Origin of the sequence: Bradyrhizobium sp. SZCCT0231, from assembly GCF_018130245.1 — a bacterium.
In the GTDB taxonomy this organism is placed as follows: domain Bacteria; phylum Pseudomonadota; class Alphaproteobacteria; order Rhizobiales; family Xanthobacteraceae; genus Bradyrhizobium; species Bradyrhizobium japonicum_F.
The window spans coordinates 18,570-45,297 of sequence record NZ_JAFCKP010000028.1 but is presented as its reverse complement, the minus strand read 5'-3'; the positions used below and the strand labels follow the sequence as shown (position 1 = coordinate 45,297).

General features: G+C 64.5%; 28 protein-coding genes. 13 read left to right on the top strand and 15 right to left on the bottom strand.

Going from position 1 to position 26,728, the window contains the following annotated elements; all coding sequences use genetic code 11:
• Positions 1-523: 523 nt before the first annotated feature.
• Complete coding sequence (locus JQ566_RS33115) at positions 524-1,291, bottom strand: AAA family ATPase (protein ID WP_212380209.1); 768 nt, start codon at positions 1,289-1,291, stop codon at positions 524-526.
• Positions 1,292-1,557: 266 nt separating this feature from the next.
• Between JQ566_RS33115 and JQ566_RS33110 the strand changes: the two genes are divergently transcribed.
• Positions 1,558-3,636 carry a DUF1217 domain-containing protein gene (locus JQ566_RS33110; protein ID WP_212380207.1) on the top strand — a complete coding sequence of 693 codons (2,079 nt, stop codon included), beginning with the start codon at positions 1,558-1,560 and terminating at the stop codon, positions 3,634-3,636.
• A 17-nt stretch (positions 3,637-3,653) separates the two neighbouring features.
• On the opposite strand, the gene JQ566_RS33105 is transcribed toward JQ566_RS33110, so the two are convergent.
• From JQ566_RS33105 to JQ566_RS34920, 3 genes are all read right to left on the bottom strand, one after another.
• Entirely contained in the window at positions 3,654-4,514 is an 861-nt protein-coding gene (locus JQ566_RS33105; RefSeq protein ID WP_212380205.1) for a PCC domain-containing protein, read from the bottom strand.
• 9 nt (positions 4,515-4,523) lie between these two features.
• Entirely contained in the window at positions 4,524-6,131 is a 1,608-nt protein-coding gene (locus JQ566_RS33100; RefSeq protein ID WP_212380203.1) for an acyl-CoA synthetase, read from the bottom strand.
• Positions 6,132-6,236: 105 nt separating this feature from the next.
• Positions 6,237-6,371, bottom strand: coding sequence for a hypothetical protein (locus tag JQ566_RS34920; protein ID WP_283814395.1), 135 nt, complete (start codon positions 6,369-6,371; stop codon positions 6,237-6,239).
• Between the two features lie 94 nt (positions 6,372-6,465).
• On the opposite strand from JQ566_RS34920, the gene JQ566_RS33095 reads away from it, so the two are divergent.
• Complete coding sequence (locus JQ566_RS33095) at positions 6,466-6,825, top strand: hypothetical protein (protein ID WP_212380201.1); 360 nt, start codon at positions 6,466-6,468, stop codon at positions 6,823-6,825.
• A gap of 84 nt (positions 6,826-6,909) precedes the next feature.
• Positions 6,910-7,185 carry a GNAT family N-acetyltransferase gene (locus JQ566_RS33090; protein ID WP_212380199.1) on the top strand — a complete coding sequence of 92 codons (276 nt, stop codon included), beginning with the start codon at positions 6,910-6,912 and terminating at the stop codon, positions 7,183-7,185.
• Between the two features lie 49 nt (positions 7,186-7,234).
• Here the strand turns inward: JQ566_RS33090 and JQ566_RS33085 are convergent, their stop codons facing one another.
• Positions 7,235-7,630 carry an SPW repeat protein gene (locus JQ566_RS33085; protein ID WP_212380197.1) on the bottom strand — a complete coding sequence of 132 codons (396 nt, stop codon included), beginning with the start codon at positions 7,628-7,630 and terminating at the stop codon, positions 7,235-7,237.
• A 317-nt stretch (positions 7,631-7,947) separates the two neighbouring features.
• On the opposite strand from JQ566_RS33085, the gene JQ566_RS33080 reads away from it, so the two are divergent.
• Positions 7,948-8,223 (top strand): GNAT family N-acetyltransferase, encoded by a 276-nt coding sequence (locus tag JQ566_RS33080; protein WP_212380196.1) that lies wholly within the window; start codon positions 7,948-7,950, stop codon positions 8,221-8,223.
• A gap of 52 nt (positions 8,224-8,275) precedes the next feature.
• Here JQ566_RS33080 and JQ566_RS33075 read toward each other — a convergent pair whose 3' ends face one another.
• Positions 8,276-8,674: a DUF3597 domain-containing protein gene (locus JQ566_RS33075; RefSeq protein ID WP_212380194.1), complete on the bottom strand. Its 399-nt coding sequence runs from the start codon at positions 8,672-8,674 to the stop codon at positions 8,276-8,278.
• Positions 8,675-9,006: 332 nt separating this feature from the next.
• On the opposite strand from JQ566_RS33075, the gene JQ566_RS33070 reads away from it, so the two are divergent.
• From JQ566_RS33070 to JQ566_RS33040, 7 genes are all read left to right on the top strand, one after another.
• Positions 9,007-9,915 carry a DUF2189 domain-containing protein gene (locus JQ566_RS33070; RefSeq protein WP_212380193.1) on the top strand — a complete coding sequence of 303 codons (909 nt, stop codon included), beginning with the start codon at positions 9,007-9,009 and terminating at the stop codon, positions 9,913-9,915.
• 129 nt (positions 9,916-10,044) lie between these two features.
• A complete protein-coding gene (locus tag JQ566_RS33065) occupies positions 10,045-10,869 on the top strand; it encodes a lytic murein transglycosylase (protein ID WP_212380191.1) in 825 nt (274 codons plus the stop codon).
• Positions 10,870-11,373: 504 nt separating this feature from the next.
• A complete protein-coding gene (locus tag JQ566_RS33060) occupies positions 11,374-11,526 on the top strand; it encodes a DUF1127 domain-containing protein (protein WP_007590701.1) in 153 nt (50 codons plus the stop codon).
• A gap of 127 nt (positions 11,527-11,653) precedes the next feature.
• On the top strand, positions 11,654-13,081 hold the full coding sequence (trmFO, locus tag JQ566_RS33055; RefSeq protein ID WP_212380189.1) for a methylenetetrahydrofolate--tRNA-(uracil(54)-C(5))-methyltransferase (FADH(2)-oxidizing) TrmFO: 1,428 nt from the start codon (positions 11,654-11,656) through the stop codon (positions 13,079-13,081).
• A 7-nt stretch (positions 13,082-13,088) separates the two neighbouring features.
• The gene (locus JQ566_RS33050; protein WP_212380186.1) at positions 13,089-14,183 is read left to right on the top strand and encodes an AMP-binding enzyme; all 1,095 of its coding nucleotides are present in this window, start codon (positions 13,089-13,091) and stop codon (positions 14,181-14,183) included.
• A gap of 93 nt (positions 14,184-14,276) precedes the next feature.
• A complete protein-coding gene (locus JQ566_RS33045) occupies positions 14,277-14,834 on the top strand; it encodes a CAP domain-containing protein (protein ID WP_212380184.1) in 558 nt (185 codons plus the stop codon).
• 78 nt (positions 14,835-14,912) lie between these two features.
• On the top strand, positions 14,913-16,091 hold the full coding sequence (locus JQ566_RS33040) for an aminotransferase class V-fold PLP-dependent enzyme (protein ID WP_212380183.1): 1,179 nt from the start codon (positions 14,913-14,915) through the stop codon (positions 16,089-16,091).
• Positions 16,092-16,110: 19 nt separating this feature from the next.
• On the opposite strand, the gene JQ566_RS33035 is transcribed toward JQ566_RS33040, so the two are convergent.
• The 6 genes from JQ566_RS33035 to yajC are packed head-to-tail and all read right to left on the bottom strand — an operon-like array spanning position 16,111 to position 21,752.
• Positions 16,111-17,352 (bottom strand): threonine ammonia-lyase, encoded by a 1,242-nt coding sequence (locus JQ566_RS33035; protein WP_212380181.1) that lies wholly within the window; start codon positions 17,350-17,352, stop codon positions 16,111-16,113.
• 45 nt (positions 17,353-17,397) lie between these two features.
• Entirely contained in the window at positions 17,398-18,261 is an 864-nt protein-coding gene (locus JQ566_RS33030; RefSeq protein WP_212380179.1) for a phytoene/squalene synthase family protein, read from the bottom strand.
• Positions 18,258-18,641: an Mth938-like domain-containing protein gene (locus JQ566_RS33025; RefSeq protein WP_211401976.1), complete on the bottom strand. Its 384-nt coding sequence runs from the start codon at positions 18,639-18,641 to the stop codon at positions 18,258-18,260. Before JQ566_RS33025 ends, JQ566_RS33030 begins: the two co-directional genes overlap by 4 nt.
• 60 nt (positions 18,642-18,701) lie before the next feature.
• Positions 18,702-19,721 (bottom strand): protein translocase subunit SecF, encoded by a 1,020-nt coding sequence (gene secF / locus JQ566_RS33020; protein WP_212380177.1) that lies wholly within the window; start codon positions 19,719-19,721, stop codon positions 18,702-18,704.
• Positions 19,722-19,731: 10 nt separating this feature from the next.
• A complete protein-coding gene (gene secD, locus JQ566_RS33015; RefSeq protein WP_212380175.1) occupies positions 19,732-21,336 on the bottom strand; it encodes a protein translocase subunit SecD in 1,605 nt (534 codons plus the stop codon).
• Between the two features lie 47 nt (positions 21,337-21,383).
• Positions 21,384-21,752 (bottom strand): preprotein translocase subunit YajC, encoded by a 369-nt coding sequence (gene yajC / locus JQ566_RS33010; RefSeq protein WP_027576227.1) that lies wholly within the window; start codon positions 21,750-21,752, stop codon positions 21,384-21,386.
• A 183-nt stretch (positions 21,753-21,935) separates the two neighbouring features.
• Here yajC and JQ566_RS33005 point away from each other — a divergent pair, with 183 nt between their 5' ends.
• Entirely contained in the window at positions 21,936-22,928 is a 993-nt protein-coding gene (locus JQ566_RS33005; protein WP_212380173.1) for an ATP-binding protein, read from the top strand.
• Positions 22,929-23,166: 238 nt separating this feature from the next.
• On the opposite strand, the gene JQ566_RS33000 is transcribed toward JQ566_RS33005, so the two are convergent.
• The gene (locus JQ566_RS33000; RefSeq protein WP_212380171.1) at positions 23,167-24,552 is read right to left on the bottom strand and encodes a LysM peptidoglycan-binding domain-containing M23 family metallopeptidase; all 1,386 of its coding nucleotides are present in this window, start codon (positions 24,550-24,552) and stop codon (positions 23,167-23,169) included.
• Between the two features lie 109 nt (positions 24,553-24,661).
• Positions 24,662-25,312, bottom strand: coding sequence for a protein-L-isoaspartate(D-aspartate) O-methyltransferase (locus JQ566_RS32995; protein WP_212380169.1), 651 nt, complete (start codon positions 25,310-25,312; stop codon positions 24,662-24,664).
• A 231-nt stretch (positions 25,313-25,543) separates the two neighbouring features.
• Here JQ566_RS32995 and JQ566_RS32990 point away from each other — a divergent pair, with 231 nt between their 5' ends.
• Positions 25,544-25,915, top strand: coding sequence for a response regulator (locus JQ566_RS32990; protein WP_212380167.1), 372 nt, complete (start codon positions 25,544-25,546; stop codon positions 25,913-25,915).
• 2 nt (positions 25,916-25,917) lie between these two features.
• Here JQ566_RS32990 and surE read toward each other — a convergent pair whose 3' ends face one another.
• Complete coding sequence (surE, locus tag JQ566_RS32985; protein WP_212380165.1) at positions 25,918-26,685, bottom strand: 5'/3'-nucleotidase SurE; 768 nt, start codon at positions 26,683-26,685, stop codon at positions 25,918-25,920.
• Positions 26,686-26,728 lie beyond the last annotated feature (43 nt).

The window sequence follows — 26,728 nt, the reverse complement described above, 5'->3', positions numbered from 1 at the left end:
GCGCTTGGGCGGCACCTGCGCGAGCCTCCCCGAAAACGTCGGTATCAATCCATGCCTGCGCTACCTTAACGCCTATGCGGCCTTCCCTGCGCCCTCGGCACTTTTGAGGGTGATGACGACTGCAAAGCTCGGGCGCGATGTGCCGCGAGAACGGGAAACCGTGCATGCGATCTAGATTCGAATATGAAGATGAACTCCGCTCTCGTGCCCCGGACGCAGCGCAGCGCCCCTTCAGCGGTGCGCTGCAGAGCCGGGGCGCATGCAGCAGCGATACTTGAGACTCCCTGGGTCCCGGCTCTGCGCCGCAACGCTCACGCGTTGCATCTTGTCCGGGACACGAAAGTGGAAAATGTTGCCACTTCACACTCCGTCATTGCTAGGAGCCCTTGCGACGAAGCAATCCAGATTGTCGCCGCGGAAAGAATCTGGATTGCTTCGCGGAGCCTGTCATCGGGCCGCGCTTCGCGCGGACCCGTTGGCTCGCAATGACAACGGGGAGAGCGAATGTGGCGATTGCAGTCAATCATTCTGCCAGCGCCGCCCCCACGAATCCGCGCGGATCCGCATAGAACTCGCGCATCACCCGGTAATGATCGGTCTGCTCCACCGTAACAGGCTCCAGGCCATATTTCCCCAGCCGCAGCAATCGCGCGTTGGGATAGGCCATCAGCATCGGCGAATGCGTCGCCATGATGACCTGGCAGATGCGGGAGTCTTCCATGCGCCGCAGCAGCTTGAGGAATTCGATCTGACGCGCCGGCGAAAGCGCCGATTCCGGCTCGTCGAAGATGAAGATGCCCTGGCGCTGGCAGCGTTCTTCGAAGAAGCGCAGGAAGCCTTCACCGTGGGAGTGCGACAGGAAATCGGGGCCGACCTGGCCGGCGTCACGCGCAGCCTTGTCCAGATATCGCGCGACCGAGAAAAAGCTCTCCGCGCGAAAGAACCAGCCATTGGTGATCTTCGGCAGCCAGCTTGCGCGCAGCGCCCTGGAGAGCTGGCCGCCCATCTTCTCGCGCGCTTCGGAATGATCGACCGGCATGTAACCCTTGCCGCCGCCGGCATCGTCGTAACCGGCGAGCGCGGCGATCCCTTCCAGGATCGTCGACTTCCCCGTCCCGTTCTCGCCGACGATGATGGTGATGGCGGCGTCGAAGTTGAGCTCGAAATCATCCGGGAAGATCGGCAGGCAGAACGGATAGGCTTCGCGATCGCGCACTTGCGACGGATCGAGCCAGACCCGTTTCAGGTATGGCGCCGGCAGGTTGATCGTTCGATTGCTTCTTCGGCTCATGCCAACTCCAATCCGGCCATCCTCAACCGGAACATATCAAGAACACAACCTTCGCGAAAGCTGCACTTGCGAAACATCAGGAAACAACCAGACACAAACCCGACCTACGTCACTCGGGCGCGGAGCGATACCTCAGGTTGCGCTGCGAAACCGCCCCGGGAAGACGTAGCTACGAGTCAATCTGCTGGCATGAGGCCAGCTCCCACCTCGCGACTCCGCAATGATTGCCGGACGTCCGGGACCGCAAGGCCGCCAGGAATGCCGCGATGGTGACGACGTATTTCAGCTACAGCTACATCACGCGCAATCTCAAGCAGTCCCTCACCCGGGTCGAACAGCAACCGGACGTCGCGCGGGAGGCCGCCTATTACAAGGCCAACATCGGCAAGGTGAAGACCGTCGACGATTTGATGAAGGACTACCGCCTGTATCATTATGCGATGAAGGCGTATGGCCTGGAGGACATGGCATACGCCAAGGCCTTCATGAAGCAGGTGCTGGAGAGCGACCTCAACGACTCCAAGAGCTTCGTCAACAAGCTGGTCGACAAGCGTTACCGGGAGTTTGCCGCCGCATTTTCCTTCGCCGGCAGCACGCCGGTCGCACAATCGGAGAACCAGACCGACGAGATGATCGGTCTCTACACGGCGACCAAGAAGAACCTGGTCGACGCACTTGCCGACGACTCCAAATACTACAGCACCGAAATCGGCAGGATCGGCAGCGCAGACGAGCTTCTGAACAACGACCGTCTGCGCAACTATGTCTATTCGGCATACGGGATCGATCAGAGCAAGTGGCCGCGCGACACGATCAGTCAGGTCCTGCGCAGCGATCCGTCCGATCCGAACAGCTACGTCAACACCACCTTCGCGTCCCAGTTGACCGGCCTCAACGCCCAGCTAGCTCAAGCCAAATCGGACGTGAGCGCCACCAACACGAAGATCGCCGACTACACGGCCCAACTCTCGCAACCTGGCGCCGACGTGAGCCAGTTGAAGGTCCAGATCCTGGTCGAAAAATATCATCTGGAATCATACACGAAGAGCGTAGCCAGCCTCAGCGACCAGATCGCGACGATAGGTGACTTAGTAGATCTGGCCGGCGCGTTCGAGTTTTCGCCTGACGGGTCACTTCCGCCAGGCGTGTCCGCGCAGACTGCGGCAAACGTCACGATCGCGAAACAGCGGTTCGACGACAGCAAGGCCGCGGTCTATGCGGCGGCAAGCCCGCTCAACGAGGCCTTTGCCATCAGGCAATTCAGGACGGCTCTTCTCACCGTCAATTCGCTCGACGCGCTCCTGTCGAAACCGGACGTGTACAATTTTGCGCTGGGCGCCGTCGGCCTCGATCCCAAGGAGGTCACCCGGGCCATCATCAAGGCCGTTCTCGAAAGCGACCTCAGCGATCCCAAGAGCTACGTCTATACCCTCAAGGACAATCGCTATGTCCAGCTCGCCCGCGCCTTCAACTTCGATGCAAAGGGCAATCTGACCACCCCCCTGGTGGCTCAGGACGCCGCCGAAGTGCTCGAGATTACGAAGGACTACGTCATTTCAGCGGTGAAAAGCGCAAGCACGGCGAGCCCCCAGCAGCAGGCGGCCGTGCGGGCACAAGCCACCAAGGATGCGACGGATTATCGGGAGGCGATCGCAGGTATCGACAGCGTGTCCGATCTTCTTGCAAACAGGCCGATGGTCGATTTCATTCTCCTGGCCAAGGGTCTGGACCCCAGGAAGGTCAGCACCGAATTCCTCAAGAAGATCTTCGCCTCCGACCTGAACGATCCAAAGAGTTTTGCGAACACGCAGAGCGATTCCCGCTTTGCCGACATCGTGGCGTCGTTCAATTTCGACAGCAAGGGCAACGTCGCGCGCCTGCCGATGATGGGTCCCCAGAAGCGGGATCAATTCCGGGAAACACAGGCGAGCTATCTTCAGCAAAGCCTGGAGCAGCAGCAAGGGGAAACAAATCCCGGCGTCCGGCTGGCGCTCTACTTCCAGCGAAAGGCGGGCGACATCACGTCGGCATACGACATCCTCGCCGACAAGGCTCTTTCGGAGGTGTTCAGAACCACCTTCAATCTGCCTGACCAGATGGCGGCGATGCCGATCGACCAGCAGGCCAAGTACGTGGACAAATTCATGAAGATCAAGGATCTGTCCGATCCTGCGAAGGTCGCGAAGCTGCTGAATCGCTTCTCAGCCATGTATGACATCAAGAACAGCGAGAGCACGAGCCAGGCGCAATCTCCCTTGCTCAACCTCTTTCAAGGATCGAGCTCGGGCCTATCGGGCATGAGCGAATCCACGTACCTGGCCATTGCCAAACTACGCGCTCGCTGACGATCGCCCGATCGATACTAGTCTTGCACCTCGAGCACCAGCTCCATGGTCATCAGCACGGGATTGTCGCCGCGGACCAAGCGGCCCTCCGCAATGCCTCCGGTGTAGTCGATCAGCGCGACGTCAAGCACCGCTTCCGGCGCTCCGGCGGAACCAGGGGCGACCGTCCCAGCCGTGATCGCCAGCTCGGTGGCAAACGGCTCGGTCACGCCCCCATGGCTGAAGTGCGCGCCGATGGTCGAGCCGACGCCGCCATGAATCTTCGCGCGCGCGATGCCGTGCGCGCGGCAGAAATCTTCGAGGCAGAAGGCAAAGTCCTGATTGGGTCGCAGCCGCAGCGCGAAGGCGCGGCTCGTCGTCCGCGCGCCGGTGATTTCGGCCGGCACCGGTCCGAACAGCTTGAAATTGGTCTCCGGATCGGGCTCGGCGGTGAACATCGCGCCATCGAGACCGAAGGCCTCCACCTCGAACGGTTCGGCGACGACGGTCTCGTCCGGCATCATGTGGCCGCCGCTCGTCTTGCCGTCGGCCTCGGTCCACAGCCCATGGCAATGAAAGAACGGTGCGCCGTCGCGCGAGCCCAGCGTCATGCTGCCGAGCTTCGTGCGTGTGATGCCTTGGGGCCGATAGGTATCGCTGTAGAACGCCGCGTTCTCGCCGGTCTTCGACAGTGCCGGCATGACATAGGCGAACGGCCCGAGCGCGCCGCGGCGAAAATTCAGCACGCCGCCGGCAAAGCCCTCCGCGGCAAAGCCGCGCCGCGCAGCCTCCAGCAGCGGCACACCTGCCTGAAGCGTGAACGTGAAGGCACGTCCCCTCGCCTCCACCCATTGAATGCGTTCGGCGGCGGGCGGGCCTGGCTGCTTGATACTCCGCATCACCTTCGCTCAGCCTGCCCTGGTCTTGTCGAGATCGAGCAGACCGCGCGCCTCGAGCTCATCGCGCACCATGCGCTTCGGCACCTTGCCGTAGCCGGATTTCGGCAGCGCGTCCCAGAAGAAGAATCGCTTCGGCATCTTGTAGCGCGGCACCTTCGGCGACAGGAACGCCGCCATCTCGGCTTCGCTCACCGGCTTCGCGCCTTCGCGGGCGACGCAGACTGCAACGCCGACCTCGCCCCAGGTCGCGTCCGGCACACCCAGCACGGCCACTTCGCCGATCGCGGGATGGGTCAAAATCTTCTCCTCGATCTCGCGCGGATAGATGTTGGAGCCACCGGAGATGTACATGTCGGAGGCACGTCCCGTGATGTAGACGAAGCCCTCCTCGTCCATGTGGCCGAGATCGCCGGTGCGGAACCAGCCGTTGCGGAACGCCTTCGCATTGGCTTCCGGATTGTCGTAGTAGCCGGCGAACACGGCGGGCCCGATCACGCAGATCTCGCCGCTCTGGTTGGCCTCGAGCTCGCGGCCCTCGTCATCCTGGATCGAGACCTGCATGCCGGTGCGCTCGAAACCGCAGGTGCCGACCTTCGCATGCGGACCGTCCTCGGGATCGTGCAGCGCGGCCGGCAGCACGGTGATGTTGCCGGTGACCTCGCCGAGGCCAAAATACTGCACGATGACCTTGCCGAGCTTGTTCAGTGCCGCCTTCTGGTCCTCGCGATACATCGGCGCGCCGGCATAGATGACGTGGCGCAGCGAAGAATGATCGTATTTGTCGACGGCGGGATGCTCGATCATCATCTTCAGGATGGTCGGCACGGTGAAGAGATTGCTGACGCGATGCGCCTCGATCAGGCGGAACGCCTCGTTGATGTCGAATTTCTCGGTCGGCAGCAGCACGGTGCGCGCGCCGCGCGCGGTCTGCATCAATTGGTGCACGCCGGCACCATGCGACAAGGGCGCCACCACCAGCGAAGCATCCTGCTCCGTCGTGCCGGGCGTCAGATCGGCGAGATGATTGGTGACGACGAATCCCATCTGGCCGTGGGTCAGCACCGCCGCCTTGGAGCGGCCGGTGGTGCCGGAGGTGAAGAAGAACCAGCAGGGATCGTCGTGCTCGACGGCGACATTCTCCACAACAGCCCCGGCATGCGAGGCGATCGCGTCAGCCACCGAGCGCTCGCCGAATGCGGCCTTGCCGTCGATGCTCCAGGTGAATTGCAGCGTGCCGCCTTTCACCGCCGCGGCGTGCTCGGGAAAATCGACATGGCACAGGAACGCCTTGGCGCCGGAGGCTTGCGCGAGATAGCTGACCTCATCCGGCATCAGGCGGAAATTGGTGGGGACCCAGACCGCGCCGAGCCGGAACGCGGCGAACATCGAAACGAACATCTCATCGCCATTCTTGGAATGGACGAGGATGCGGTCGCCCTTTGCAATGCCGCGCGCGGCGAGCGCCGCGGCCAGCGCCGAGACCTGCGCATCGACCTCGCGCCAGGTCCAGGATCTGTCACCCCAGACGAAGCCGGGGCGCGCGCCATGCCGGCGCGCATTCTGGGTCAGCATATAGGCGAGATTCATGACGCGGCGGGACATGCGCAGGGGCTGCATCGGGCTTCCTCTTCGAGTGCGGACGGCACGCGAGCCGCCCGCTCATTGCAGCCCATTTATCGCCAACGCCAGCGCCCCTGCAAGGCCGGCTGCCGCGGACCAGCCCTACGGCTGCTTGAACGCGAACGGCGCTACCGCATTCTGCACGCCGGCTGGATAGTCGGCTGGATTGAATGGCCTTGCGTCGTCGGCCCGCGCGCCGGTCACGAGCAAGGTGAGCAAGAGAGTCAGATATCGCATTGGCGTTGGTCCCTGCCACAAGTGCAATCGTTCAGGGAATTTTAAACATGACCGGCGCACCCTCGCTCAGTTCTCGCGTACAGAGTGCCGCATCATGGTCAAAGCGTCCGCCCTCCTCCTGTTGTCGCTGGCGCTCGCCGGATGTGCCGTGGCGCCACAGACGCATCTGGCTTCCGATCCCGCCTTCAAGCCCGCGCGTTATGCCTGGGATGGCGCCGGTGAGAATCCCAATCGGCCGCGCGCTACCTCCCAACCAACACGAACCGCTGCCCGCTCCGAGCGCGGCGGATCGCAAGCCGGGCTTCAGCCCTATTCCAAGGAATGGTGGCAGGCGCAGGACGACACCGAGGCCGAACGGGACGCCAGGGTCAACCGCTCCCTGGTCATCTGCCAGGGCTGCCTCCGCCCGCAGCCTCAGGCCGAAGATTCCAGGCTGGCCAAAGCGACCGATTGAACCGAACGGCGTCAGATCGAAACCCGCCGGCCGGATCGCGCGTTACGACTTCGCGCTCGAGGACTACAGCTGCAAGGCAACGATATGAGCGACGTCATCAACAATAAAGCCCATCACCGCTATGAGCTCGAGGTGGAAGGCCATCTTGCGACCGAGCACTACAAGCTCGACGGCAATGTCATCACGTTCGAACATACCGACGTGCCGAAGGAGCTCGGAGGCAAGGGCGTCGGTTCGAAGCTGGTGCAAGGCGCGCTCGATCAGGTCCGCGCCGACGGACTGAAGCTGATCCCGCAATGCCCCTTCGTGAAGGCGTGGATCGACAAGCACCCGGACTATGCGGATCTCGTAACACGGTGAATGCGCAGGCCCGCCGCCCGTGGCCGGCGGGCCTGCCGATATCTACGGCCTATTGTCCGTGCTTGAGCAGGTCCTGATCATTCATATTCCAGTCCTGCCACAGCTGGAGTATGCCGAGCAGCACCACCACCGCACCGAGGCTCGTGTGATAGATGCGGAGAAAGCCCTCACCGGAATAGCCGATCGCGTATGGCGAGGCGATGAGCCACAGTCCGACCAGGATCGTCGTCACCTCTTGCCAGCGCTGCAAGGCGACATATTCGAGCTGGCTGATGCCAAACACGACCAGACCGATCGCGACCGTGTTCAGGACGGCCGTCTGGTGTCCGGTGATCGCCTGATCCTGGACGGGAAACCACGGCGAAGCCACGATCACTGCGCCCAGCAGCATCCCACACCAGTCTTCCCATGTTCGGTGAGTATTGAAGAAACCAGAGTCCGACATCGTACCCTCCTGCACAAGAGGCATACGTCTGCGGCTGGCATCATGACACTCCGAATGTCTAGCGACCCTGCCGACCGCATTCGGGCGTATGTCCTTTCTAGGACGTGGGAACCGAAGTTCGGCTTGCAAGGGCGGTATCGGGGATTATTTGCGGGCGCCGCACCATGCTCGCAAGGCGCGATGTCCATATTGCACTGCGGTCACAGCGACGCGCATTTGCATATATCTCCTCTGCGCCAATCTCCCTCGGTCTCACCTTGGCAAGGGTCGATAGCCTGCTAGATCAGGAGGCAATCTGCATTTCGAAAGGATCCCGCATGGCGGCTTCGGTACGCGACAACAAGGACAGGAGCCGCTTCGAGCTCGATACCGGCAGCGACATCGCCTTCGCCAATTACCGGCTGACGCCGTCGGCCGTGATCATCACCCACACCGAGACGCCGCGCGCGCTGCGCGGCCGCGGCATCGGCTCCGAGCTGGTCAGGGGCGCGCTGGACCTGATCCGGCGCGATGGCAGGAAGGTGATCGCCGGCTGCGGTTTCGTCGTCGACTATCTCGACAGGCATCCGGAGGATGCGGATCTGGTCGCCTGAAAGCAAAAGGGCCCGCGAGATCGCGGGCCCTTCCGGCACGACCGGCGCTCGGTCAGTGCTTGATCTCCGGCGGCAGCTTACCGCCGTTGGCGGCGAGCTTGGACATCACCTGCTTGTGCAGCCAGACGTTCATGCTCGCCGAGTCGTTCATGTCGCCGCTGTAGCCCAGCTCCTTGGCGAGATCCTTGCGCGCAGCGAGGCTGGAATCGATGTCGAGCGCCTTCATGAGGTCGACGATCGAGGTGCGCCATTCCAGCTTCTCGCCCTTATGTGCGGCCGCCGCCTTGTCGACGATCGACGCGACGTCGACCGCGGCCATAGGCGCAGTGGCCGGCGCCGAAGCGCCTGGCGCCCCTGCGGGCGCGCCGGGCGAAGCGGCGCCACCGGCGGGCGCGGCGGAGGCCGGCTGGCTGCCGAAGATCGCGCTCATGATTTTCCCGAAAATGCTCATGTCTGCTCCCCGAAAAGGAATCCGTTGGATGGGCGTTGAGTGGCACTTATAGACCAAGTTACCGCGTCGCGCCCGCGAAGTTCCGCGAACGACCAGCAGCATCAGCTTATCTGCGGCGAAATGACGACAGAATGACGTTCGTCGTGGTTGCGCCGCGGCACGAATTTTACCCAAGCGTGGGGGGACAGGACTCGGACTTGGGAGTATGGTTGCCCTTCAGCTCGCGATGCCGTCCGGAATTCGCGTCTGGTCGGCATCGCGAGAGAGAATGGCGGTCGCTTGCGCCGTTTTCCGGCGCCGGACCCGGCCGCCCGGCAAGGGAGCTAGCGACCATGGCCACACTCTACCAGGGCAATGTCCCCACGACGGCCCAGCCCTCGGATGCGGCTGGACCGGTGATCCGAACCATCCGATTGTCCGATCTGCACGACGCGCTCAGGCGCGGTTGGGAAGACTTCAAGGCCGTTCCGAGCCACGCCATCATCCTCTGCGTGATCTATCCGGTGCTCGGCCTCGTGCTCGCCCGCGTGGTGATGGGCTATTCGGTGCTGCCGCTGTTGTTTCCGCTGGCTGCCGGCTTCGCGCTGATCGGACCCTTCGCGGCGCTCGGGCTCTACGAGCTCTCCAGCCGGCGCGAGCGCTATGAACCGGCCAGCGCCTGGGATGCCATGGAGGTGCTGCGCTCGCCTTCGTTCGGCGCGATGCTCGGCCTCGGCACGTTGCTGCTCGCCCTGTTCGTCACCTGGGTTGCGACCGCGCAGGCGATATATGTCGCGGCGTTCGGCTACGAGGGCGTCACCGGCCTCTCGGACTTCATGATGCGGGTGCTGACGACGCAGCAAGGCTGGTGGCTGATCGTGGTTGGCTGCGGCACCGGCTTCCTGTTCGCGCTCGCCGCGCTTTGCATCAGCGTCGTGTCGTTCCCCTTGATGCTCGACCGTCACGCCGGCGCGTTCGAGGCCATGGTGACCTCGCTGCGCGTTGTCGCAAGAAACCCGGTGCCGATGGCGGCCTGGGGCCTGATCGTCGCGGTGCTGCTGGCGCTTGGTACGATCCCGGCGTTTCTCGGCCTCGCCGTCGTGATCCCCCTGCTCGGCCATGCCACGTGGCATCTCTACCGCAAGGTGATCGTGTCGGAGCCCGGGGCACGTCCGGTGCCGCCCCCGCCGCATCGTCCGCGCAAGCCGGCCGCCGATTTCCCGGCCAACCTCTTCCCTTGGCGAAACCGGACGGACGCCTGACGATATCGTGACATGCGATCCTGCCCTGCCTCGGGCAGGATCGTCATCTGTTGTGCGCCTTGCTTTGGCCGCGGTTCCGACCGAGATTGCCCCGCCGGTCAGATCGCTTCACGGAATTCATTTACCCGAATGACCCCGACGAATTCTCGTCTCGCTCTCGCAGCCTTCGCGCTCTCCGTGTCAATTCTATCCGCCCAGCCAGCGCTCGCTGCGGCTGCCTGCGGCTCGGGCAATTTCGACGCCTGGCTTGCGGATTTCAAAACCGACGCTGCGGCGAAAGGCATCTCGCAGCAGGCCATTGCTGCCGGGCTTGCCGGCGTGACGCTCGATCAGAGCGTGCTCAACCGCGACCGCTCGCAAAAGGTCTTCAGCCAGACCTTCGAGGAGTTTTCCGGCCGCATGGTGCCGCCGCGCTTGGAACGCGGATCCAACAGGATGAAGCAATACGGCTCGGTGCTGTCGCGCATCGAGCAGGCCTATGGCGTGCCCGGCGAGGTCTTGGTTGCGATCTGGGGTCTGGAGACCGATTTCGGCGTCAACACCGGGAAGTTCGCAACGATCCGCTCGCTGGCAACGCTTGCTTATGACTGCCGGCGCTCCGAGCAGTTTCGCGCCGAGCTGATGGATGCGCTGCGCATCGTCCAGCGCGGCGATCTTGCGCCAGCCGACATGAAAGGCGCCTGGGCCGGCGAGCTCGGCCAGACCCAGTTCATGCCGTCCTCCTGGATGAAATACGCCGTCGATTTCGACGGCAATGGCAAGCGCGATCTCCTGCATAACGCGCCTGACGTGCTCGCCTCCACGGCCAATTATCTCGCCGGCTATGGCTGGCAGCGAGGCAAGGATTGGCAGCCAGGCAGTCCGAATTTTGCGGTGTTACAGCAGTGGAACAAGAGCGAGGTCTATTCCAAGACCGTCGCCTATTTCGCCACCCAGCTCGCTCACGCCCCCTAAGCCCACCGGGGGGCTACACCGAGTTCCGGACCACCGGCAGCCTCTCCAGAGGCGGTGGCGCATCTGTTTATGTAAATCGCTGCGATCTCGGCTGACTGACCATCAGAAGGTCAGGCAAGACATCAGCGGCCATTTTCTACAACTGAACATTTATTCATTTTTACTAATTCTCCATCCATGCGAATCATGCAGGCAAGACTTGAGTTTAAATGCTGATAGACCGCATGTCGGATCCACCCAGCGGCAACATATTTCGATGATGATCGATATCACTCAATTTGCATTAACACCGTGATTCCACGGACATTTATCCTCTTGATGCCTCGGATTTACTCGCACGTCCGGGCCGACCGCCAAAGGGTTAAGCGTATCTTACCCGCGCTATGCGCTCTTCGCTTAGCTGCATCGCAACATCGGAACTTTCGCACTGCACCACTCTCACCTATATTCATTTCAACGATGAGGCCTTAGGCAAAGGCTGAATCGAACTACAGGAGACTACCAATGCTGCTCTCGCTCATCCGCATGATCCAGGCCTTCCGGGACTATCAGCGCAATGTTGCCGAGCTGTCCCAACTCAGTGATCGCGAACTGGCCGATATCGGCCTCGATCGCTCGGACATCCCGCGCGTTGCTGCCGGTCAGTATCAGGGCTGATACCGTTCAGCCCTCAACCGGACGAACCGATAGCGCCCGCCCCAGTGCGGGCGTTGTCGTATCTGGTGGCAGAAAACTCGATCTCGGCGATTCCACTCTCCGCCGAAAAGCGCTACCTGTCCGCCCCATGACAGGACCCCAATCCAACATCGTACACGTGATCGGCGCCGGCCTCGCCGGCTCCGAAGCTGCTTGGCAGGTGGCGAAATCCGGCGTGCCCGTGGTGCTGCATGAGATGCGGCCGACCCGCATGACCGAGGCGCACCGCACCGAGGGACTCGCCGAGCTCGTCTGCTCGAACTCGTTCCGCTCGGACGACGCCGCCAACAACGCCGTCGGCCTCCTACATGCGGAGATGCGCCGGCTCGACTCGTTGATCATGCGCGCGGCTGATGCCAACCAGGTGCCCGCCGGCGGCGCGCTCGCAGTCGACCGCGACGGCTTCTCGGCGGCCGTCACCAAGGCGCTGAATGACCATCCCCTGATCGAGATCGCCCGCGGCGAGGTCGCAGGCCTGCCGCCGGCCGACTGGAGCAACGTCATCGTTGCGACCGGCCCCCTCACCTCTGCGCCGCTGGCTGACGCCATCCGCGAATTGACCGACGAGAACGCGCTCGCCTTCTTCGACGCGATCGCGCCGATCGTGCATCGCGAGTCCATCGACATGTCGGTGGCCTGGTTCCAATCGCGCTATGACAAGGTCGGCCCCGGCGGCAACGGCGCCGACTACATCAACTGCCCGATGACCAAGGAGCAGTATGACGGCTTCGTCGCCGCGCTGATCGCCGGCGAGAAGACCGAGTTCAAGGAGTGGGAGACGAACACCCCCTATTTCGACGGCTGCCTGCCGATCGAGGTGATGGCGGAGCGCGGGCTCGAGACGCTGCGGCATGGCCCGATGAAGCCGGTCGGACTCACCAATCCGCACGATCCCGCCACGAAAGCCTATGCGATCGTGCAGTTGCGCCAGGACAACAAGCTCGGCACGCTCTACAACATCGTCGGCTTCCAGACCAAGCTGAAGTACGGCGAGCAGCAGCGCATCTTCCGCACCATTCCGGGGCTGGAGAAGGCGGAGTTTGCCCGCCTCGGCGGCCTGCATCGCAACACCTTCCTGAATTCGCCAAAACTGCTCGATGGCCAGTTGCGCCTGCGCGCGCAGCCGCGGCTGCGCTTCGCCGGCCAGATGACGGGCTGTGAGGGCTATGTGGAGTCCGCCAGCGTCGGCTTGATCGCCGGTCTCTATGCGGCAGCGGACGCGCGCGGTGAGACGCTCGTCAGTCCGCCGGGCACGACCGCGCTCGGATCGTTGCTCGGCCACATCACCGGCGGCCATATCGAGACCATCGAGCCGGGCACGCGCTCGTTCCAGCCGATGAACATCAATTTCGGCCTGTTTCCGCCGCTTGCGACGGTGCCGACCAAGAAGCCCGACGGCACGCGGTTGCGCGGCAACGAGAAGACGGTGGCCAAGAAGCAGGCGCTGAGCGCACGAGCGCTCGCCGACCTCGATCGCTGGATCGCCGACCACCTGCGCATTGCCGCCGCCGCGTGAGCTTTCGATGAGCCTCCCCAAAGACGACGCCGCAGAGCTGTCGGCGCGCTGGACCGAAGGCGTGCTGCTCAAGCGCGACGTGTTCTCGACTGTCGAGCGCGGCCGCTTCCGCAGCGAGAGCGGCGAGGTCGACGCGGTGCTGCGCCGGCTCGACGAGGTGCCATTGTGGTCGCTCCTGCTGGCACGCCATCTGTTCGCCCGCGAGAAGCTTGCACTGGTGCGCGCCAAAGGCCTCAACGTCGGTCCCGAGCTGCTGTGGGCCGGACGCCGCGCTCTGGTGCGCGGCTTCGTCGACGGCGTCGCACTGCATCTGGCCAAGCCCCATGGCGATCTCGCCTATTTCCGGTCGGCCAAAGCCGCGCTGCGCCGGCTGCGCCGCGCCGGCATCTGCCACAACGATCTCGCCAAGGAGCAGAACTGGCTGGTCGGCCGCGACGGCCGGGCCTATGTGACCGACTTCCAGCTCGCCGCGTGCTTTAACCGGCGCGGCCGGCTCTATCGCATCCTCGCCTACGAGGACCTGCGGCATCTGCTCAAACACAAGCGCTCCTACGCGCCGGAGGCGCTGACGCCGCGGGAGCGAAAGATCCTGGCGAAGAAGTCGTTCGCCGCGAGCCTGTGGCTTGCCACCGGCAAGAAGGTCTATCGCGCCATCACCCGCGGCCTGTTCAACTTCACCGACCGCGAGGGTGGCGGCCGCCGCCTGGTCAACGACGCGCCGGTCCTGGCCGAACTGATCCGCCGGAATCCTGCCGTGCGCGACGCCGCCATCGTCGCCTTTGCCGACCGCCGCTCCGGCGTCGGGCTCTATGCCTTCGTCGAAGCCGATCAGGCCGCGCTCGAAGACCAGCTTCGCAGCGAGCTTGCCGCCGCCAACGGACCGAAGCCGCCCGAGCACATTCAGGTCGTGCACGCCCTGCCACGCAACACCAGCGGCAAGCCACGCACCGAGGTCCTGCAACTCGTCGCCATGAACCAGCTCGACCTGATCGAACCGATGATGACGAACGAGCAGGACCGAGCCTTCCTCAAGGACATCCTGGAGCAGCGCAAGAACCTGCGCGACCGCTTCAATTTCGAGGCGAACCTGCCAACGAGCTAGCGGGGTCCGCGCCTTGAAGCGTCCACATTGGCGATGGAGAAGCGTTCGAACGATTCGGGCTTGGCGGGGGTCATGGGAATTCGGGGGAAGACGATGCAGCGTGCGGTTGGCGGTCTGATCGCCGGCGTGCTGCTGCTTGCGGCCGCCCCTGCAATGGCAGAATCTCCGGCCGAGTTGATCTCCAGCTTCCGCCTCAAGCACGGCGAAGTCCGCGTGGTCCGCGATGCCACCCTCGACCGCATTGCCATGGATCAGGCCCGCGCGATGGCGGCGAAGGATGATCTCAGCCATGACGCACTCGGCCCGTTCAACCGCCGTGTCGCACCGGCGGGCGCAGGGCGCGCCGCCGAGAACATCGCCTACGGCTACGACAATTTCGAGAAAACGCTCGGACAGTGGATCGACTCCTCCGGGCACCGCAAGAACCTCTTGCTGCACAACGCCTCCCGTGTCGGCATTGCGAGCGCCAGGAATGCCAGCGGCAAGCGCACCTATTGGGCCATGGTGATTGCCGGCGACTACGAGCCGAAGGGCAAGGGTAAGGGCAAGAAGGACAAGGAGCCGCTGGTTGCCGTGAAGCGCGAGGCTGCTCCGGCGAGCAAGCCCAAATCCAGCAACTGCCACATCAAGCTGCTCAGCCTCTGCATCTGAGACGAAACCGGGCCGTCTTGCTCGCGGTCCTCGAGGCGTCTAATTCATGCGCGAAGATCGCGAGAAGCGGAGGCGCAAGTGATCGACATCGACCGGATACGTGCCGAGACGCCGGCCGCCTCGCGGCTCGCATACCTGCATAACGCCGGCGCGGCTCTGATGCCGACGCCGGTTAGCGCGGCGATGAAACAGCATATCGACCTCGAAAGCGAGATCGGCGGTTATGCCGCTGCCGACCGTGAATCCGATCGGCTCGACGCGGTCTATGGCTCGGTCGCGCGCCTGCTGAATGCCGCGCCCGACGAGATCGCGCTCGTCGAGAACGCGACGGTTGCCTGGCAGATGGCGTTCTACGCGCTGCCGTTCCGCCAGGGCGACCGCATCCTGACGGCCGAGGCGGAATACGCCGCCAACTATGTCGCTTTTCTTCAGGTTGCGAAACGAACCGGCGCGACGATCGACGTCGTGCCGAGCGATGCCAGCGGCGAGCTCGACCTGCACGCGCTCGAACGCATGATCGACGAGCGGGTAAAACTCATCGCCATCACCTGGGTTCCGACCAATGGTGGGCTGGTCAATCCCGCCGCGGCAATTGGCAGGATCGCGCGGGCGCATGGCATTCCCTATCTGCTCGACGCGTGCCAGGCGGTCGGGCAGATGGCGGTCGACGTCGAAACCATCGGCTGTGACATGCTGTCCGCCACGGGCCGCAAATTCCTCCGCGGCCCGCGCGGCACGGGCTTTCTCTACGTCCGCCGCGCGCTGCTGCAACAGCTCGAACCGCCGATGATCGACCATTTCGCAGCGCCCTGGGTCTCGCGCGATGAATATCGGCTCCGCGGCGACGCGCGCCGTTTCGAGACCTGGGAGAATAATTACGCGGCCCGGCTCGGGCTCGGCGCTGCCGTCGATTATGCGCTCGACATCGGCATGGGTCCGATCGAGCAGCGCTGCCGCCAACTGGCGGACCGCCTTCGCAGCGGCCTCGCCTCCATTCGCGGCATCGCCATTCGCGACCTCGGCCAGACGCCGGGCGCCATCGTCAGCTTCACGATGGATGGGTACGATGCGGACGCCATTGTCAGCAGCGCCGCCGGCGATGGCATCACGATCGGCGCTTCGGACCCATCGAGCACCCGCATCGATGCCGAACTCCGCGGGCTACCGCCGCTCGTGCGGGCATCCCCGCACTACTACAACACGGAAGCCGAGATCGATCGGCTGATCGGTCATCTCTCGGATTTGGCGTCGCGATAGCGGCATGGCCGCGCGCCGCTCAGGTGCAGCGCGCGCTCAGTCCGGATGCGCTGAGCCTCGCCATGACCTCGTCGAGATGCGCGCTGTCGCGGGTCTCGATGACCAGCTGCAGCAGCGTCGCCTTTGCCGGCAGGTCGGAGAAGGTCCGCTGGTGCGAGACCTCGATGATGTTGGCGCCGGCTTCGGCCAGCAGCGCCGCCACGGCGGCCAGCTGCCCGGGGCGATCGGGAATATCGAGCGACAACTGCGTCAGCCGCCCCTCGCGCGCCAGCTCGCGGGTGAGGACGGAGGCGATCAGCCGCGTGTCGATATTGCCTCCGCTCAGGACCAGGCCGACCTTCTGGCCGGCAAAGCGTGACGGATCGGACATCAGCGCGGCGAGGCCGGCAGCTCCGGCACCTTCGACCACAGTCTTCTCGATCGAAATCAGGGTCGCGACTGCGCGCTCGAGCTCGGCTTCGTTGACGAGCGCAATGTCGTCGACGAGGCGGCGGACGATTTCGGTGGTGATCTTGCCCGGCGATTTCACCGCGATGCCTTCGGCCAGCGTGTCGCCGCGCGCCGGAAGATTGCTGTCATGGATGGCGTTGTACATCGAGGGATAGAGCCAGGCCTCGACGCCCAATATCCGTAGCGACGGCTTGATCGACTTCGCGGCAATGGCGATGCCGCTGATCAGCCCGCCGCCGCCGATCGGGACGACCAGCGTATCGAGCTCCGGGACCGTCTTGAGCATTTCCAGACCGATCGTGCCCTGCCCGGCGATGACGAGCGGATCGTCGTAAGGATGGACGAAGATCATGCCGTGCGCTTCACCATGGCTGCGCGCAAAGGCGGCCGCCTCTTCCAGCGTCGCGCCCGTGACCACCACCTCGGCGCCGTGATGCCTGGTGTTCTCGATCTTCACCATGGGCGTGCCGATCGGCATGACGATGGTGGCGGGAATGCCGAGCCGCTTGGCGTGGTAGGCGACGCCCTGCGCGTGGTTGCCCGCGGACATTGCGATCACGCCTCGCGCGCGCTCTTCCGGCGTCAGCGCGGTGAGCCTGTTGAGCGCGCCGCGCTCCTTGAACGAGGAGGTGAACTGGAGGTTCTCGAATTTGAGCCAGACGTCGCAGCCGCAGATGCTGCTCAGCGTGCGGCTGTAGCTGCAGGGCGTCTCGACGACGGCGCCCCGGATCGTCTCGGCGGCGGCATGAATGTCTTCAGGTGCGACCGGAAAGCCGCCGAGATCGGATGTGCTTTGGGACAAGTCAGCCATAGGCCAGCATAGAGCATTTGGCCGGCCCAGGCGATAAGCCAGCCTCTATTTGGTAAATTCACGCGATCGCGAGGCGCGCCACAGGGTCCAGAGCGTGCGCAGCCGCGACAACGGCTGCAGCGTAAACGGATTGCGTCCCGGGCGCGAAAGGCGCTCGAGATCGGCCTGTGCCTGGCTCAGCGGCAGAAACGCCGGCCGCACGGACGGCGCCACCTGCGCCAGCAGCGACGAAGCCGCTGTCATATGCTGCCGGGCTTCAGCCGCAAGCTGCTCCAGCACGGCATGGAGATTGGGTGTCTCCTTGCCGGCGAAGACATCCTCCATGCTGCAATTGTGCCTCTCCATCACCTGCTGCGGCAAGAACAACTGCCGATGCGCCGCATCGCGCGGCAAGTTGGCGATGACCTGCACGATGCCCTGCGCCAGCCCGGCATGGCGGGCGAGATGCTCGACCGCCTCCGACGGCGGTCCCAGAACCAGCGCCGCCAGACCGAGCAGCGCCGATGACGTCGCCGCCAGATAGCCCTCCAGCGCGGCCATGGTCGGCATGGGATCGTTGTAGAGATCGAACTGGTGCTCCTCGGCAAGCAGCGACAGCGGCTCGACCGGCAAGTCGAAATCCCTGACAGCGCGGAGCAGCTCGGCTGCCACGGGATTGCCCTCGGCGCTGCCATGGACATGGCCCGACAGCATATCGGTCCACCATTGCAGGCGGATCTCGCCGGGCAACGGCTGGCTCACCTGGGCGCGGACGCGGACGATCTCGACGTTGAAAGCATACAGCGCCAGCAACGCACGGCGCTCCGCAGCGGGCGCGAACAGGGTCGCGGCGTAGCGCGGAAAGTCATGGCTGCGCACGAGATCGGCGCAGAAGGCAACGGAATCGGGCGGCGGCTCAGGGCGGCTCATGGCACGGCGATCAGCGCGGCGGCCACGCGCCGCCGCTCGCCGATCATGATGTTGTAGGTACGCACGGCGGGGCCGGTCTGCATCGTGTCCAGCACCACCCTCACCGCCTTGAGCGCCTGACGCAGCTCCGGCGGTGGCAGCCACAGCCCGGTTCCGGTGCCGACCAGGAGCGTGTCGATGCTGTTGGCGGCCGCGAAGACACGATCCAGCGAATAGCGGTCGATCTTGGTCGGGTCGGTCACGTCCCAGGCCCAGATCGCGTCCGGCAGGCAGAGCAGCGATCCCCGATGCGACATGCCGGCAAAGGCAAAGCCGCCCTTGCCATAGGCATCGATCGGCGCCGAGCGCGGGAAATGCGGAGCGTTGGGGTCGCCGGCCATGAGCTTCGTCCGAATGGGCTTACTGCCCTCGCAAACGCCTGCGAGGGCATGAGGTTCGGATTATGCCTTGCTTTTCTTCGCCGGCGTAGCCGTATCGGGCGCATCTTCGCGATGCTCGCCGACGCCGAGATAGATCAGGATCGGGGCCGCAATGAAGATCGAGGTGTAGGTGCCAACCAGCACCACGCCAAACATCATCACCGCGGTAAAGCTGTGGATCGCGTGTCCGCCGAACAACAGCAGCGCGAGCAGCGCCAGCGTCACCGTGAAGTGAGTGATGATCGAGCGCGACAGCGTCGAGTTGATGGACTCGTTGAGCAGCTGCGGCATCGGCATCTTCTTGTAGCGCCGCAGCATTTCGCGGATACGGTCGTAGATGACGACGGTGTCGTTGAGCGAATAGCCGAGGATCGTCAGGAGCGCGGCGATGCTGGTCAGGTCGAAATCGACCTGGCTGATCGACATGAAGCCGATCGTCAGCACGATGTCGTGCACGTTGGCGATCATGGCGCCGAGCGCGAACTGCCATTCGAATCGGAACCAGAGATAGATCAGGATCCCAACGATCGCGAGCATCAGGCCGAGCATGCCGTAGGCCAGGAGCTCGCCGGCGACGCGCGGACCGAGCACCTCGGTGCGCTGAATGTCGACGCTGTCGCCGAGCGCGCCACGAAGCTTCTGCAGGGCTGCCTGCTGTGCAGCGTCGCCACCCGGCTGCTCCGCAACACGGATCAGGACGTTCTCGGGGCCACCGAACTGCTGCAACTGGACTTCGCCGAGACCCAGGGCGTCCAGCGTGGTGCGCATCGCCGCGATGTCGGCGGTGCCCGACTTCGCCTTCACCTCGAGCAGCGTACCGCCCTTGAAGTCGATACCGAGGTTCAGTCCATGAGTGAAGAACAACACGATCGCGAGGATCGACAGCGCGGCCGAGATCGGAAAGCTGATGCGGCGGAAGCGCGTGAAGTCGAAATGCGTGTCGTCAGGGACGATGCGCAACGACGGCAGCAGCCCAAGGGCCGCAACCACGGTGAGAACGGCAATGAGAACGCCGAGCCCGATGAGAACGGTGTGAATCACGATCAGGCTCCTAGATCGGCACGCTCTGCGGCCGCTTCCACCGCACCCAGCCGGCGACGATCAGCCGGGTCAGGGTGAAGGCGGTGAACACCGTGGTGATGATGCCGATGCCGAGCGTCACGGCAAAGCCGCGCACCGGGCCGGTGCCGATGTAGAACAGCACCGCGGCGGCAATGAAGGTGGTGATGTTGGAATCGAGAATGGTCGCCAGCGCCCGCTTGAAGCCGGCATCGATCGCCGAAATCGCGTTGCGACCGCCGCGCAGCTCTTCACGGATACGCTCGTAGATCAGCACGTTGGAATCGACCGCGATGCCGACGGTGAGCACGATGCCGGCGATGCCGGGCAGCGTCAGCGTGGCATTGAGCAGCGACAGCAGGCCGAAGATCATGGCGACGTTGATGGCCACAGCGACGTTGGCGAACACGCCGAACAGCCGGTAGGTCAGCAGCATGAAGACGACGACGAGGATCGAGCCGACGTAAGCCGCCAGTTCGCCCTTCTCGATCGAATCCTGGCCGAGGCCTGGACCAACGGTGCGCTCCTCGACCACCGTGAGCGGCGCCGGCAAAGCGCCGGCGCGCAGCAGGATCGCGAGATCGTTGGCCGATTGCACGGTGAAGCTGCCGGAGATCTGGCCCTGGCCGCCGGTGATGGGCTCGCGGATCACGGGCGCCGAGATCACCTTGTTGTCCAGCACGATCGCGAACGGCAGCCCCACGTTCTCCTGCGTGGCCTGCGAGAATTTGCGCGCCCCCGAGGTGTTGAACTTGAAGCTGACGACCGGCTCGCCGGTGCGCTGGTCGAAGCTCGCCTGGGCGTCGGTCAGGTCGCCGCCGGCGACCAGCACCTGCTTCTTGACCACATAGGGCGTGGGCGGCGGCGATGCGCTCATCAACAGCTCGGATTCCGGCGGCAACCTGCCCGCTTGCGCCTGATCCGGCGGCACGGAGGTGTCGACCATGCGGAATTCCATCTTCGCGGTCTTGCCCAGCAGCTCCTTCAGGCGCGTCGGGTCCTGGAGACCCGGGACCTGCACCAGGATGCGGTCGTTGCCCTGGCGCTGGATGACGGGCTCGACGGTGCCGAGCTCGTTGACGCGGCGTTCGACGATCTGGATCGACTGCTCGATGGTCTTGCGCATGCGGTCGAGCATCGCAGCTTGCGGGATGTTCAGGCGGATCACACCGCCGCCGGCATCAGCCACCTCGAGGTCGCGCTGACCGCTGGATCCCATGAGGCCGCCCAGCGGCTGGGACAGCTCCCGCAGCTTGGCAAGTGCGGTCTGCGCATCGGTCTCCTTGGTGATGCGAACCTCGACGGCGTCGTTGCGCACGGTGACGCCACCGGTGAAGCCGATCTTGGCGTCGCGCAGCGTCCGGCGAACGTCGTCGCGGATCTGGTCCAGCCGCTCCTTCTTCACATAGGCGGAGTCGACCTCGAGCAGCAGATAGGAGCCGCCCTGGAGGTCGAGGCCGAGCACGAGCCGGCGCTGCGCCCAGGCGGGCCAGGTCTTGACCTGCGCCTCGGGGAAGAAGTTGGGGACCGCGCAGAGGCACACGATCAGCGCCGTGAGGATAATCCCCAGCGCCTTCCACCGCGTGAAATACAACATCGACTGGACCTGTCAGATCAGGAGACTTGAGACTCGCGGTGAAGCTCTCACTTCGCCGCGGTGTCGTCCTTGGCGCTTTCCTTCGAGCTTTCTTTCGCCGGCTCGCCCTTGGCACGCACGCCCGAGATCATCTGGCGCATCTGCCGCACACGCACGCCATCGGAGATCTCGAACTCGATCTGGTCGTCGTCGACGACCTTGGTGACCTTGCCGACGAGGCCGCCCGAGGTCACGACGGTGTCGCCGCGGCGGATGTTCTTCACGAGCTCGGCGTGATCGCGCACCTTCTTCTGCTGCGGACGCAGAATCAGGAAGTACATGATCACGAAGATCAGGGCGAACGGCAGCAGCGACATCAACATGCTGTTGGTGTCGCCGGCGCCCGCGGCCTGGGCATACGCAGGGGTAATCAACATTCGGACGATCCTCGTGAGAAACGGGGGAAAGCCGGTCAGGCCCTAAGAGGCGACCGGTTCGGTCAAATTCGCGCGGACTATAGCGGCCATTGCCCCAATTGCAACGCTGCCAGACTGCCCTTTTGGGCCACCTTGCGGCGCGCCGTGAGGCCCGATATGGCTGCATTCTCAGGAACTTCGGACATGCCCAAAAAACCAAACAAAAGCCCGGCCGGCAAAGGCCCCCTCACCCCTGCCAGGAAGCCCGCCCGCGTCGCGGCAAAACGCCCCACGGCAGCCTCCAAAGCCGTCGCCAAGACAGCCCCGGACCTCTCCCAGGAGCGCATCGTCCGCGCGCTGGAGACCATTGCGGCGCACCTCTCCGCCCAGGGCAGGCCGGCGGCCGAGGCTGAGTCGTTCGAACGGGCGGATGCCTATGTCTGGCACCCCGACGGGCGCCTTGCGGCGGTGCCGCGGGTCAGCCGCGTCGAGCTGTTCCTGCTCAAGGGCGTCGACCGGATGCGCGACATCCTGATGGAGAACACCGAGCGCTTCGCCAATGGCCTGCCGGCCAATAACGCCCTGCTCTGGGGTGCGCGCGGCATGGGCAAGTCGTCGCTGGTGAAGGCAGCGCATGCCAGCCTCAATGCGGAGCGCAAACCGGCCGACAAGCTCAAGCTGATCGAGATCCACCGCGAGGACATCGAGAGCCTGCCGGCACTGATGGAGCAGCTGCGGGCCTCCTCCTTCCGCTTCATCGTGTTCTGCGACGACCTCTCCTTCGACGGTAACGATGCCTCCTACAAGTCGCTCAAGGCCGTGCTCGAAGGCGGCATCGAGGGCCGGCCCGAGAACGTCATCCTCTACGCCACATCCAATCGCCGCCATCTGCTGGCGCGCGAGATGATCGAGAACGAGCGGTCGACCGCGATCAATCCCGGCGAAGCGGTCGAGGAGAAAGTTTCGCTGTCGGATCGTTTCGGCCTCTGGCTCGGCTTTCACCGCTGCAGCCAGGACGAATACCTCGCCATGGTGCGCGGCTATTGCAGCCATTTCGACATCAAGATCGACGACGAGGCGCTGGAGCGCGAAGCGCTCGAATGGTCCACGACGCGCGGCTCGCGCTCCGGCCGCGTCGCCTGGCAGTTCGTGCAGGAGCTGGCGGGACGGCTCGGCGTGAAGCTGACGGCGAACTAGCGAACAGTCTTACCCCACCACAACTGTCATTCCCCGCGCAGGCGGGGAATCCAGTACGCCGCGGCTTATCGACTCAACAACAACCGTCTCTGGAATACTGGGTCGCCCGGTCCCGGCTTCGCCACGAGGCTTCGCCGGGCACTCCGGTGTTGGGCCGGCGAAGCTGCAGCGAAGACGGCAAGCCGGGCGACGACAGTGTGCTTGTGGTGATGGCGTGCCCCTACTCTGGGCCCGCGCCTCACGCCCCGTTCAGGAATTGAAGCGGGTCAACCGGGCTCGATCCCTTGCGGATCTCGAAGTGGAGCTGCGGCGACGCCACCTCCCCGGATTGACCCGACTTGGCAATGACCTGGCCGCGCTTGATGGTATCGCCGCGCTTCACCAACAGCTCACTCGCATGGGCATATGCGGTGACGTAGCCGTTGGAGTGCCGAACCAGAACCAGATTGCCGTAACCTTTCAGCTCGTTGCCGGAATAGGCGACGACGCCGTCTTCAGCCGCCTTGACCGGCGTCCCCTCTGGCACCGCGAGATTGATGCCGTCATTGGACTTGCCATTGGTCTTGGCGCCGTAGCTCGTGACCACCTTGCCGCGCACCGGCCAGCGGAAGGTCGGCAGCGCGCCGGTGGCCTCCGCGGCCTTCGCCGGCGTCTCGGCGGGCTTCTCTTCGACATTGGCCGTGGCCTGAGCCAGGCGCGCGCTCTGCACGGGCGCGGCAGCAGCGGCCATCTTGGTGGCGGGCGCCGGAGCAGCCGCTACGGGCTGGAGCGTTCCTGCCACCGGAGCAGCCCCGACGGGAGCCGCAGCAACCGGCACCGCGACGGCCGCGGTCTTGGCGCCGGGCACGGTCAGCTTGGTGCCGAGCTTGAGTTTTGCAGACGGGTCGAGGCCGTTGGCACGGGCGAGCTCTGCCGCCGAGATATGGTTCTTGCGCGCGATGCTCGCGAGCGTGTCGCCGCGGTTGACGAAGTGCGTGCTCGGCGGCGCAGCGACGGCCGCAACCGGCTTCGCGGCAGGCGCTGCCGCGACGGGAGCCATCGCGGGCGCCGGTGCAGCTGCCGTCGCAGGATGCGGAATGATCAGTTGCTGGCCGGGCGAGAGCGCCCGCGGGCCCTTGTAGCCATTGGCGGCAAGGATCGCCTGTGGCGTGACGTGATAGCGCTTGGCGAGCACGTCGAGCGTGTCGCTGGTGCCGACGATGATCTTGGCCCCCCCGGCCGGCTGGGCGGCCGCAACCGAGCGCGGCGGCACCGTGGCTGTGGTCTCCAGGTGCGGCTGCGCCGGGGGCGCATAGGAGCTGACGCCGCGCCCGCCACCGGACACGCCGCCACCCGCAACCGGATAGGATTGCGGCGCGGACACTGCCGGCGGCGGCAAGGGCTGCGACTGATAGTAACCGGGCGGCGTCTGCGGCCGCGCATATTGCGGCAGCTCACGCGGCTGCTGCGGCGGCGCCTGCTGCACCGAACCGGTCTGGTCAGAGGCGAACGGGTTGGAGAAATTCGACTGGGACAGCCGCGACGACATGTCGGCGCTGCACCCTGCAAAGCTGAAGGAGATCAGCGCCAGCACCGCGACCTGCGGCACGCGGCGCGAGTAAAGCAACTCGGCGACGACAGACATGGTTACTCACTCGTACGCAACAGAACTGGTGTTTTAAGTAAACACGCGCCGAGTAAATAACGGCTTAACCCTCCCAATAAGATGTTGGCGGCACAGCCGATCCGGGATTCTACAGCTCCCGCGCCACGCCGGGCAGTGCCGGCACGAAGCGGACCTCGACGAGTTCCTTGCGCTCGATCCCGGTTTCGCTGCGGGTCAGGCGGGTCAGCGTCTGAACGCCCTGATGCGGGCCGACGGGGGCGATCAGGATGCCGCCGACCTCGAGCCGCTCGATCAGGTTCTCGGGAATCCGCTCCATCGCGGCGGTAACGATGATGCGGTCAAACGGCCCGATATTGGGCGGCAGGTTGAGGCCATCGCCGAGCATCACCTCGACATTGTGACAATCGAGCTTTTCGAGCCTGGCGCGTGCGGCATCGGCCAGCTTGCGATAGCGCTCGACGGTCAGCACCTGGCCGGCGAGCCGCGACAGCACGGCAGCCTGGTAGCCGGAGCCGGTGCCGATCTCGAGCACCCGGTGCTGCTTCCGGAGCTGGAGCTGCTCGGTCATATAGGCGACGACGAACGGCTGGCTGATGGTCTGCCCGCAGGCGATCGGCAGCGCGCTGTCACGATAGGCACCGTCGCGATCGGCCTCGTCGACGAAAAGCTCGCGCGGCACCTCCTCCATGGTCCGCAGCACGGCCTGATCGCTGATGCCCCGACGCCTCAGCGTCAGCTGAAACATCATCTTTTCCGGCGCGTGCTGATGGGACGTCATTGCTGCTGCTATTGCTGATCTCGTCTGGCGGATCGCCGTACTGCACCGCAAGAACCCGAGACGAGAATCTTGTTCCTGCTCAGGAACTCATGATAGCCTTTCGGCGCAGCATTTGACCACAATCGAGCTATCAACGCGCTAAGCCATTTGGAGGTTTGGGTTCGCCGAAACGCGCATTGCGTCGCTTATCTTTATCTGCGAACGTTCGCGAGAATGGGCAAGGACTCTCCTATGACTGCGACAGGGCTTTCGGGCCGCTCTGTTTTCCTCGTCGAGGACGAGGTCATGATCAGAATGATGGTCGCGGACATGCTGGAAGAGCTCGGCTACAAGGTTGCCGCCGAGGCGGGCGACATCACCGAGGCCATGCGGCTTGCGCAATCCACGGAGTTCGACCTCGCCATTCTGGACGTCAACGTCAACGGCAAGGTCATCTCGCCAGTGGCTGATGTCATCAAGGCCAAGGGCTGCCCCTTCATCTTCGCCACCGGATACGGCTCCTCCGGCCTGCCCGAGCAGTACCGCGACCGGCCGGCGCTCCAGAAGCCGTTTCAGCTCGACGCGCTCGGCAAGACCATCGAAGCCGCGCTTCGCGGCGGCTAGCCCTATTTCAGCGTGAGGCTCAGCTCTTCCGAAAACGCTTCGTTGGTGCGGTCGAGCCTGAGCGGGGTGACCGAGACATAGCGCTCGCGCAGCGCCGCGAGATCGGTGCCGTCGGCGGGCGTGTCGAGCATCGCGGTGCGCTCGAAGCCGATCCAGAAATAGGGATTGCCGCGGCCGTCCCTGCGCTCATCGATCCTGAGGAAGCCGAGATTGCGCTTGCCTTGGCGCGTGACGCGGATGCCGAGCACATCCTCCGGCGCGCAGGACGGGAAGTTGACGTTGATGACGGTGTCCTTCGGAACGCCGGCGGCGATCACCTTGCGCAGGATGTCGGGCCCGAATTTGCGCGCGGTGTCCCACGGCGGGCGCTCGCGGGTCTCGACGCTGAACTCCTGCGACAGCGCGAACGACGGCAACCCTAAGATGGTGCCCTCGAGCGCGCCGGCGATGGTGCCGGAATAGACGACGTCCTCGGCGACGTTGCGGCCCTTGTTGACGCCGGACAGCACGACATCGGGCAGCTTGGCACCCAGGATATGGCGGGCCCCCATGATGACGCAGTCTGTCGGCGTGCCGCGTACGGCGAAGTGCCGCGGGCCGACCTCGCGCAGGCGCAAGGGATCGTTCAGCGACAGCGAATGCGACACGCCGGACTGATCGAGCTCGGGCGCCACCACCCAGACGTCGTCCGACAAGGCACGCGCGATCTCCTCCACGACCTTGAGGCCGGGAGCGTGGATGCCGTCGTCATTGGTGCAGAGAATGCGCAAGGTCGATTCCAGAAGCCGTTTGATCGATCTGTCATATCCGGCC